The sequence below is a fragment of the Streptomyces sp. BB1-1-1 genome, from assembly GCF_031597775.1.
GTDB lineage: Bacteria > Actinomycetota > Actinomycetes > Streptomycetales > Streptomycetaceae > Streptomyces > Streptomyces thinghirensis.
In genome coordinates, this window is record NZ_CP134203.1 from 2,142,313 (window position 1) to 2,151,320 (window position 9,008).

Here is a 9,008-nt window from a genome sequence, read left to right on the forward strand (position 1 = left end):
CCCTCCAGCACAAGGCCACTCTCGGAACCACACCGCCATCCGCCCCAGCGGCCATGGCATTCCGCCCCACCCACCTCGCACGCTGAGCACTGGCTGGACGAAGCGGCCCCCGCTGGAGGCACGCGAGAATGCACCCTAATTCGAACGTGTGCTCTAATCGAGTTATGGCCACGCCCCCCATCCCTGACGACCTCGTTGTCCTGTCGCATTGAAGATTGAGCGTTCTCACTGAACATTGGTGACCGGCAGGTTCGTCTCATTCAAGTTTGAGCAGCGAACGCTTCTGGGTGCGGGGGTTGTTGTGACGCCCCCCATCAGCCTGGTGAACGCGGACCTAGCGGCTCCGCCTGCTGCCGAAGGTGACCGGGGAGCCCGCTCCTGTTGCGGGACTGGCCACCGCGTCCCACCGCAATGGAACCGGACCCCGGCCAAGGGCCTGGTGTGTGAAGCGGCGGGCGTGCCAAGATCCCTCGGTGATCGAGACCGCTGCCGAATTCGTCCAGTTGACCGCCCCGGAGCAGGTATCCGGTTCTCTCGTTGAGGAGCTGGCGTCCTGCTGGGTCGAGGTGACCAATGCTGGGGGCGCCGCAGGTTTTCCGTTCCCTCCCGTGGACCTTGCGCAGACGGTGTCGGCCGTCGAGGTGCTCGTGGAGGCCCTGGCGCCGGAGACGAGCCGGCTTCTCGTCGTTCACGTCGAGGGGGAGCTGGCGGGCTGGCTGAATGTGCGCCGTGATCCGTTCGAACTCGTTCGGCACTGGGGGACCGTGCACCACGTGCAGACCCGCCCCGCGGTACGCGGTCGCGGACTCGGGATGCAGTTGATGCGGGAGGTCCGCACCCTTGCTCGCAAGGAGATGGGCTTGGAGCAGCTCCATCTCGCCGCCCGTGCAGGGGTGGGGCTGGAGGAGTTCTACGGACGGCTCGGCTGGAAGGAGGTCGGACGCTGGCCCGGGGCTCTTCGGCTCGGTCCGGACGATGACCGTGACGAGGTGCTCATGCTGCTGTCCCCGTTGTGAACTGCAGCCGCGGTGCTCCTGTGCCCGGTGCAGGTACGCGCCTCATGCGGCATGGAGACGGTCTGCCCGGGGCGCATGGTGGTGGCGAAAGCCACCGGGAGCGAGCACGGCGTCCGCCAGGTGCGGGTGTGTCGCGGGCAGATTGGCGTGGACGTGCGCGCCCTCGCTGTGTGCAACGGGCGCCGGGGCTTCCGCGGCGTCGGCGGGCCAGGAGCGAACGGCGAGGACCGCAGCGGCGAGCGCGACGGCGGCCAGGGCCAGCACGGACGCCTGAAGGCCGGCGGCGGCACCGAGCCATCCGGCGAGTGGGTAGGTGGCGAGCCAGCAGGCATGCGAGAGGGAGAAGTGCGCCGCGAAGGCGGCCGTGCGGCGCTCGGGGGACGTGCACCGCCTGATGATCTTCCCGGCCGGGGTCAGGACCAGAGAGCCGGCAGCGCCGAACGCGGCCCAGAGGGTGAGCAGGGCGGGCCAGCGCCAGTCTCCGGTGCGCGCCGCGGTGACCAGGGCGGCTCCTGCGAAGACGCCCGGCAGAGCGAGAACCCCTGCGAGCATCGCCCTCCGGTCAGGAACGTGCCTCAGGACGCGCGGGAGGAACAGGGCCACCACCATGGAGCCGCCGCCGTAAGCGCCAAGAGCGAGGGCCACATCACCCGCCGCCAGAGCCAGGTGACCGCGCACGTAGACGACGGTGTTGACCAGGACGAGCGCGCCGCCCGCCGCGACCGCGAGATCCATCCAGAGCAGAGAACGCAGCGCCGGTGCCCCGAGGAGAAGCCGAATCCCCGCCGTCACCCTGCCCTGGACTCCGCCCTGGTGCCGCATGCCGGCCGCCGCGGCGCGCTTGGGCAGAACGGCGGAGAGAACCAGGATCGCGGAGGCCGCGAACCCCACCGCGGTCCCCAGGAACAGCCAGTTGTACGTCGTGACGGTCAGCAGCGCCGCAGCGAGGGCCGGGCTGAAGAGGCTTTCGGTGTCGTAGGCGAGCCGCGACAGCGAGAGGGCCCGGGTGTAGTCGCGCTCGTCGGGCAGAACGTCGGGGACGACAGCCAGGAACGCCGGCGTGAACGCGGCCGAGGCCGCCTGCAGGACGAAGACAAGCACGTAGACCTGCCAGACCTGATCCACAAACGGCAGAGCGAGCGCCACACCCCCGCGCACGACGTCCGACCAGACCATGACAGCCCGGCGCGGCACCCGCTCGGCCAGCGCGGCGATCACAGGGGCCAGGCCCACGTAAGCCACCATCTTGATGGCCAGCGCCGTACCGAGCACCGATCCCGCGCGCGGTCCGGCGATGTCGTAGGCGAGCAGTCCGAGGGCGACCGTGGCCAGCCCGGTGCCGGCCAGAGCGACGACGTGGGCGGTGAACAAGTGCCGGTAGGCGCGGTTGCGCAGCACTGTGAGCATGCGGGTCCCCCTCGCTGCGAGGAGCGTTCCCCGCCTCGCCAACGTACCAATCATGTGCGCAGGTGTGCACATGTTGACTGGATGGGTGGCCGGGTATGGCCTTGCGCGGCCTAGGGTGTGGGAGTGTCCATCAGCAAGGAACCTTCACCTGCGTCATCTGCGCACCAGCAAGCGGTTGACGAGAGGCGGCTGTCCGAGGCCGCCGGGGTGTTCGCGCTTCTCGCGGACTCCACCCGCCTGCACCTGCTGTGGCTGCTCGCCCAGGAGGAGGCCGACGTCGGCACCCTCAGTGAGCGGTGCACCGCATCGCGGACCGGGGTGAGCCAGCACCTGGCGAAGTTGCGACTGGCCGGGTTGGTCGACACGCGCCGGGAGGGTCGGCACGTCGTCTACCGACTGACGGACGGGCACCTGCGCCGGCTCGTCATCGAGGCCCTCAGCCACGCCGATCACCGTGTCACCGGCGCCGCCGCCCACGACTGACTCCCGCCTCCGGGCTCTGCTCGGCGGACCAGTTCGGGCGTCGGCCGTCGCTCAAACTTCAGTGAGATCGCTCAACGTTCAATGCGACAGGACACTCGTGCAGGCCGAGCGCGAGAGGCACGCCGCCTACCGGGCGCTCGCCATATTCAACTCAGCCCACAACACCGCCCTGCGACGCCGGCTACTCAAGCTGTCCGTCACTGTGTGGTGGCACCCGTACTGGAACACGGTGCCCGGCCGGGCATCGGCAGCCCGAATGGAGCTGCGGACGCTCGCTCGAAAGTCGAGCCGGAGCAGCAGGGCGGCATGAGCAGCAACGGGATCTCTCATCATGGGCGTGCGCCGGGTCCGCGACCCCCCACACCGATGACGCCGCCCGGCTCGGCGCCTGGGAGCTGGCGCAGCGGCTCAATCAGTGGGTCGATGCCGCCGAGAGCTCCGCCCGGTCCACACCGGGCGGGCTCGAACGTCTGCTGCTCAGCGCGCTGGGTTCATAGCCCGATGGCGGACTTCGGCCCCATGTACGACCCGGCATCCGGGAAGCGGTCCCGGCACAGCTTCACGAACACGTCACTGAATCCGCGGCTCGGCAGGTCGTCCAGCGCCACGAACTCGACGCCCCGGATCGGCCGCGTGTCCGCACCCTCCCCTGCATCCCCGACCCGCCCGCCCACGAGGCGGGCCTCGAAGGTGACGTGCACGACGTGAGCACCCGTGTTGTCGCACAGGTACAGAAGCCGGCCGATCTCCACCTCGGCGCCGGTTTCCTCTCGCATTTCCCTGACCAGCGCTTCTTCAAGGGTCTCGCCGTCCTCGACCTTGCCTCCGGGCAAGGACCAGGACCGGGGGCCGTCGGTGTCCTGGTTCAGCAGGAGGATGTTGCCGTCCTCGATGACGATGCCCGTCACACGTGTATGCATCCGCCGACGCTACCGCTCGCAAACCGGCGCGGAGTGAACGCCGACATCACCTCCGTGCTGAAGGGTGAACCCCACACACCGGGCTCTGTCCTGGTTAGGGTCTGTCCGACGGATCTTGTGACCGTCTCGGTCTCGGGTCGTTGGCATGGGCATGGGGCGGGGAGATTTAACACATGTGGAGTGGGCCCGGCTGAAGCTGCATCTGCCGAAGTCCGGGAAGCGCGGCGGCCGTTGGGCCAGCCACCGCAGGGTCATCAACGGCATCCTGTATCGGCTGCGCACCGGGGTGCCGTGGCGGGAGAGGACGGCAATATCCTCCTGCTGAATCTGCCTACGCGTTTCGGTCCGTGGAAAACCGTGTACGAGCGGCATCGACGCTGGTCGGCGGACGGCATGTGGGACAGGATCTTCGCGGCTGTCCTGGCCGATGCCGACGCGGAAGGCCGGATCGACTGGTCGATGGTGAGCGTCGATTTCGACCTCCTGTCGGGCCCACCAGCACGCCGCCGGGGCCCGTAAGACGGCGCCGGTGCTGCCGGGAAAAGACGGCTGCAGCGCTCCTACCTCACTCCCTGGACCCGGTCTGCACCATGCTGAGTCCACCGAGCCGGGGAGCACCGACCGCCACCAAGCGGCGCTCCGCCCGTTCTCTCCCGTACCGCGTTCAGAAGGAGCCAACGGAATGACCGACATCGTCAAGCGCAACGCCCGCGCCATCCTCCTCGACGGCGACGAGCTGGTCCTGATCAAGCGCACCAAGCCGGGCAGGGATCCGTACTGGGTCTCGGTAGGTGGCGGGGTCGAGGAGAGCGACGCAACCATCGAGGCGGCCCTGCACCGCGAGGTGTTCGAGGAACTCGGAGGCAAGCTCGAGCGCGCCGAGCTCGTCCATCTGATCACCGGCCAGTTGGAAGACGGCATCGGCGTCCAGCACATCTTCGCCGCCCGTCTGGGGTCGATGGACCTGTCCGCCCGTACGGGCACGGAGTTCGCCAAGCCGGAGCGGGGCGGGTACGAGGTGGTCCAGGTGCCATTCACCGCCGAGGCCATACGTGAGTTGAACCTGATGCCCCCGGAGCTGGCCGACTTCATCGCCGCGAACACGGACGCGATCGTCTCCGTCCTCGACACCCCGATCCGCGAGGCGTGAGCGATGACGCGGGGCCCAGGACTTCATCAGCCTCAACGGCCCTGACAACGTGGGCAAGACGACCCACCTCGTGCGGCTGGCCGAGCGGTGGGACGGCGTTTTGCGAACTGGCATCCGCAAGATCATTGAGTCACACCAGGTCGGGGAATGACGTCTCCGCCCTGACCAGGGTGCGCGGTTTGATCAACACGCTGAACTTGGCAGGGAACGCACCTGGTCGGACCTCGACCACCACGGTCCCCGTTCAGATCATGCGCGTGCTCCTCGACAGCCTCGCCTCCGGCGTCGCTTCGAAGACCGCGGCGGGCAGTCCAGTCTCCGAGCAAACCATCAACGAGGCCACGCGCCCCCTGGCTGACGCCGGATGGGAACACACCGTCGACGGCCACTGGATCCGCTGGCAGGCCCCCGGGGGTCATCCCGTCGGTGTCCAGTTCGACGCCTTCGCCGCTCAGACCCACCCCAGCGCCCTGGCCGCGTGGACGTTCTGGGCCGGCGACGTCCACACCCCCAGTTGGACGCTCCACTTCTCTCCGCATGCCGCAGCCTTGGTGCTGCACGGCGTGGCCTTCGAGGTGGCGAACGGACTTACGCAGACAGCGATCACGGCCCGCACCCGCCACCACAACGTCATCAGCCACGCCCCCCACACCGGGCGCCAGCGCGGCAAGGCGGCACTGACCCGCGCAAGCAGTCTCGCATCGGCCCAGGCGCGCGGCCCCGTCTGACGCTTAGCCACTCAGCCGCAGGCCACGAGACCGACCCGTACGACGTGTGCGCTGTCGGCCCAACCCGTGGCGCCATCGGCGAGCAGGGACCGGGCCCCATGGCACGCCATCGCACACCTGTCCGATTCTCGCTCTACTGCCATGCACGGAAGGCGGGTTTACTCAGACCTTTCGCCCGGAGCTGGGCGGGAGAAGCCGAGAGGAGATGGCAGATGGCAGACAAGACATCCTCACAGGCGGGGACCAGCCCCGCGCTTCTGATCGCCGTGGAGGAGCTGGCGACCGCTCACGACCGCAGTGAGTCGGAGCGGTCCGACGTCACCAGCTCGCAGAACAGTGCGGGCGACGACGGAGACAACCGTGACCTGAACCTCCCGAAGGAGTAAGGGGAACCCATGGAGCACCGGCTCGTCACCCATATCGAGAAGGCTCTCGGCTGGGCAGGGCCGGGTTCCGTGGGGACCGCGTTCGCACGCGGCCGTCTCACGGACCCGGAGCTACCGGCACGGCTGTTGACCCCGCACAAGCTGCTAGACCTGATCAAGCGCCGCCACTTATCTAATCCGCAACTGCGCTGCTACGCCCAGGGCGACGAGATTCACCCGTCCACGTTCCTGTCCGCCAACGTCAACCGGCGTAGGCAGGCCGTGAGTCAGGCCGACATGGCGGCCCTGGGAAGGATCCTTAACGAGGGGGGCACCGTTGTCCTGGACCATGTGGACTTCTTCGACCCGACACTGGAAGTCGCCTGCCGAGCCCTGGGCTGGTGGTCGGGGGAGCTGACCTCCGCGAACGCATACCTGGCGGTCGGCGAAACCGACGGGTTCCATCTGCATTGGGATGATCACGAGGTCATCGCCGTACAGATTTCGGGCGAGAAATCGTGGGAGGTGCGCGGCCCGTCTCGGCCGGCGCCGATGTACCGCGACGCAGAACGCAACCGCACGCCCTCCGAGGAAGTGCTGTGGAAGGGCACCATGCGTGCTGGAGACGTCATGCACATCCCCCGCGGCTACTGGCACACCGCCACCCGCCTCGGCTCCGGCAGCAGGGGCCACTCGCTGCATGTGACGTTCGGGTTCACCAAACGGACCGGCGTCACGTGGGCAAACTTCCTCTCCGACGCAGCCCGCGCCGATGAGACATTCCGCCAAAACCTGGAGAGCGAGGAAGGAGCCACGCACAAGGTGCTGACGGACAAGCTCAGCGCCCTGGCCACCGACTACAGCCCCGAGCGCTACCTGGACGAACTGAGGTCCAGCACCCCGCCCGCACGCCACCTGCCGTATGTGACTGCCTTCGGCCGGCCGGATGGGGTCGCGGCCGTCACCGAGTTCGCGCCATCCATCGTCCGAAGCGGTGACACGGTCCAAGTCTGCGGTGGCGGGAAGCGGCTGACCTTCCATGAGCGCGCAGAAGCGGGCCTCCGAACACTTCTGTCGGGCCACCCGGTTTATCTCGACGGCACATCCGAGGACATCACCACTCTGGCCGACCTGCTGATCACGGAGGGGCTGTGCGAACCGCTGACGGGAGAATCGTCCTCGGGCTACACCGGTCTGGTCACGCCCGTGACCTACTCGAAGCAGCCGCCGACCTCGGCGTGACACACCTCGACACCGCGTCCAACTACCATCACCATCGCTCCCACGAGGTCCTGAAGGCAACGGCCGGTGACCTGCTGCCGAAGTTCTCGGTCTCCACCAAGGTCGGATTTTTCCCCGAGGGGCACAGCCTCGATCCCACCCGGCTACGCAGCGCCGTCGAGCAGGCAATCAAGGGCCTCGGGCGGGAGCCGGACGTGGTGTTCCTCCACAACCCGGAGCACTCGGTAACGGACGGCGAGACGCTGGCGCAGGCATGCTCGGCCCTGGCCGACACCGTGCGAGCAGGGCTCTGCCTTTCCTGGGGCGTTTCAACCTGGGATCCGCGCCCGCTCGTGGACCTCGACGTGCCGTGCCCTGATGTCCTCATGGTCCGTGCGGGGCTACTGGTCGGGATCGACATCCTCGAAGCGGCCGAATCCCTGGTGACGAGGTGGCGTCCGTCGCAGGTATGGGGCATGAGCCCCTTCTGCGGAAATGCGACCCAGGAGGTGTGGGAGCGCTTCGATCCGGGGGTCTTCCTGCGGGATTCCGCCTCGGTCACGAAGGCCCAGGCCGCGTTCCGCTCTGCCTACAACCTGCCTCGGGTCGACGCGGTAGCCGTCGGCACGGACAACGTCGAACACCTGCGGGAGCTGGCCGAAGCTCTGACGTTCGAGGTGGATGACCAGATTGTCCAGGATTACCGGCAGCTCCTCAAGGCCCGTCAGGCGACCTGAAGTTCCTGCAGCAATTGCTCTGCCATCTTCCGCGCAGGGACCAGGCGAGGGTCCTCGGGATCGGCGTACGGGCCGAGGATCTTCGCGGCGACGAAGAGCATCATCAGCTTGCCGTCCCGGCTCGCCAGATCGTCGCGCCGCTCCCTGCGGACGCGATCAGCCAGAGCCGGGACGGCAAGGGAGGCTCCCCACAGATGTGCCGCGTCCAGGCCGCGCGGAGCCATGCCCCAGTCCTCCCAGTCAAACAGGCACAACACTGGGGTCGTCATATTTGCCCAGTTGAGATCCCCATGAGCCGGCCGCCACTCGGCCACTGCCGTGTCGACGCCGGCGAAGACGTCGTGGATCGTACCCGTGACCAGTTCCTGCGTAACGGTCTCGGTATCCGGTGTCGCGATCCGATTCGTGTGCTGCGCAGCGAGGGCATCCAACGAAGCATTCAGCGAAGCCCACCACTCTTCGGACAGCTGAGGGCCCTTCGCCACGATGGCGCTGCCCACCGGTGCATCCGGCAGGAGCCCGGTCTCATCCGCCCGCCACATCACCGGATCCACCTCGTCCCGCCACGCGACACCGGCGAACCAGGCCGGCTTGGCGATCCCGCGCAGGCCGTCCGCGGACGCGGTGCCATCCCCGCCCTGAACCCTGATCCGGTCGAGCCCACGCCGCTCGATGCGCACCCACGTACTGCGGTCCGTACGAGCCCCCACAGACCGCCGCTTACGCGCCACAGTCTCGCGATCGAGTCGCACCCCCAACATTCGCTCGGCGCGATCCAGTACGGCCTCTACAGGCTCCTTGCGCAAATCCACTGAACGCAGCGTCATACGCCAGAACGTACCAAGCCACAGGTGCACCAGTGCGCTCTTCGGATGCCGTAGGACCGCGTCAACAAGGTATGCGTTGGCAGCCTCGGCCCTGCGGGTGGATTATCGCAGTCGCGCCGCGCGGGCTGCGTTGGAGTGATGCTCAGTAAGTAAC

The 9,008-nt window shown here is 68.0% G+C and carries 10 protein-coding genes and 1 pseudogene; 8 read left to right on the top strand and 3 right to left on the bottom strand.

The window, feature by feature from the left end; all coding sequences use genetic code 11:
- The first annotated feature begins 473 nt into the window (after positions 1–473).
- Complete coding sequence (locus RI578_RS09940) at positions 474–1,016, top strand: GNAT family N-acetyltransferase (protein WP_310870756.1); 543 nt, start codon at positions 474–476, stop codon at positions 1,014–1,016.
- A 42-nt stretch (positions 1,017–1,058) separates the two neighbouring features.
- Here RI578_RS09940 and RI578_RS09945 read toward each other — a convergent pair whose 3' ends face one another.
- Positions 1,059–2,423, bottom strand: a complete 1,365-nt coding sequence (locus RI578_RS09945) for an MFS transporter (RefSeq protein ID WP_310870757.1) — start codon at positions 2,421–2,423, stop codon at positions 1,059–1,061.
- Between the two features lie 123 nt (positions 2,424–2,546).
- On the opposite strand from RI578_RS09945, the gene RI578_RS09950 reads away from it, so the two are divergent.
- Positions 2,547–2,906 (top strand): ArsR/SmtB family transcription factor, encoded by a 360-nt coding sequence (locus RI578_RS09950; RefSeq protein ID WP_399059807.1) that lies wholly within the window; start codon positions 2,547–2,549, stop codon positions 2,904–2,906.
- Between the two features lie 491 nt (positions 2,907–3,397).
- Here the strand turns inward: RI578_RS09950 and RI578_RS09955 are convergent, their stop codons facing one another.
- Entirely contained in the window at positions 3,398–3,826 is a 429-nt protein-coding gene (locus RI578_RS09955) for an NUDIX domain-containing protein (RefSeq protein ID WP_234351774.1), read from the bottom strand.
- Positions 3,827–3,977: 151 nt separating this feature from the next.
- Between RI578_RS09955 and RI578_RS09960 the strand changes: the two are divergent.
- From RI578_RS09960 to RI578_RS09985, 6 genes and pseudogenes are all read left to right on the top strand, one after another.
- Positions 3,978–4,370, top strand: a pseudogene (locus RI578_RS09960) (IS5 family transposase); the annotation flags it as partial.
- A gap of 138 nt (positions 4,371–4,508) precedes the next feature.
- Entirely contained in the window at positions 4,509–4,976 is a 468-nt protein-coding gene (locus RI578_RS09965) for an NUDIX domain-containing protein (protein ID WP_310875725.1), read from the top strand.
- Between the two features lie 251 nt (positions 4,977–5,227).
- Positions 5,228–5,704, top strand: coding sequence for a hypothetical protein (locus tag RI578_RS09970; RefSeq protein WP_310870758.1), 477 nt, complete (start codon positions 5,228–5,230; stop codon positions 5,702–5,704).
- A gap of 212 nt (positions 5,705–5,916) precedes the next feature.
- Positions 5,917–6,090: a hypothetical protein gene (locus RI578_RS09975; RefSeq protein WP_199831473.1), complete on the top strand. Its 174-nt coding sequence runs from the start codon at positions 5,917–5,919 to the stop codon at positions 6,088–6,090.
- Between the two features lie 9 nt (positions 6,091–6,099).
- Entirely contained in the window at positions 6,100–7,311 is a 1,212-nt protein-coding gene (locus tag RI578_RS09980; protein WP_310870759.1) for a JmjC domain-containing protein, read from the top strand.
- Positions 7,308–8,027, top strand: coding sequence for an aldo/keto reductase (locus tag RI578_RS09985; RefSeq protein ID WP_310870760.1), 720 nt, complete (start codon positions 7,308–7,310; stop codon positions 8,025–8,027). The genes RI578_RS09980 and RI578_RS09985 overlap by 4 nt, the downstream gene beginning before the upstream one ends.
- Here the strand turns inward: RI578_RS09985 and RI578_RS09990 are convergent.
- Positions 8,015–8,854, bottom strand: a complete 840-nt coding sequence (locus RI578_RS09990) for a hypothetical protein (protein WP_310870761.1) — start codon at positions 8,852–8,854, stop codon at positions 8,015–8,017. The two genes, RI578_RS09985 and RI578_RS09990, sit on opposite strands and share 13 nt — an antisense overlap.
- Between the last annotated feature and the right edge of the window lie 154 nt (positions 8,855–9,008).

Excerpts from the sequence above, each read along its gene's own strand:
- RI578_RS09975 (WP_199831473.1), top strand. The coding sequence starts at position 5,917 with ATGGCAGACAAGACATCCTCACAGGCGGGGACCAGCCCCGCGCTTCTG.
- RI578_RS09945 (WP_310870757.1), bottom strand. The coding sequence starts at position 2,423 with ATGCTCACAGTGCTGCGCAACCGCGCCTACCGGCACTTGTTCACCGCC.
- RI578_RS09990 (WP_310870761.1), bottom strand. The coding sequence starts at position 8,854 with ATGACGCTGCGTTCAGTGGATTTGCGCAAGGAGCCTGTAGAGGCCGTA.
- RI578_RS09980 (WP_310870759.1), top strand. The coding sequence starts at position 6,100 with ATGGAGCACCGGCTCGTCACCCATATCGAGAAGGCTCTCGGCTGGGCA.
- RI578_RS09955 (WP_234351774.1), bottom strand. The coding sequence starts at position 3,826 with ATGCATACACGTGTGACGGGCATCGTCATCGAGGACGGCAACATCCTC.
- RI578_RS09965 (WP_310875725.1), top strand. The coding sequence starts at position 4,509 with ATGACCGACATCGTCAAGCGCAACGCCCGCGCCATCCTCCTCGACGGC.
- RI578_RS09970 (WP_310870758.1), top strand. The coding sequence starts at position 5,228 with ATGCGCGTGCTCCTCGACAGCCTCGCCTCCGGCGTCGCTTCGAAGACC.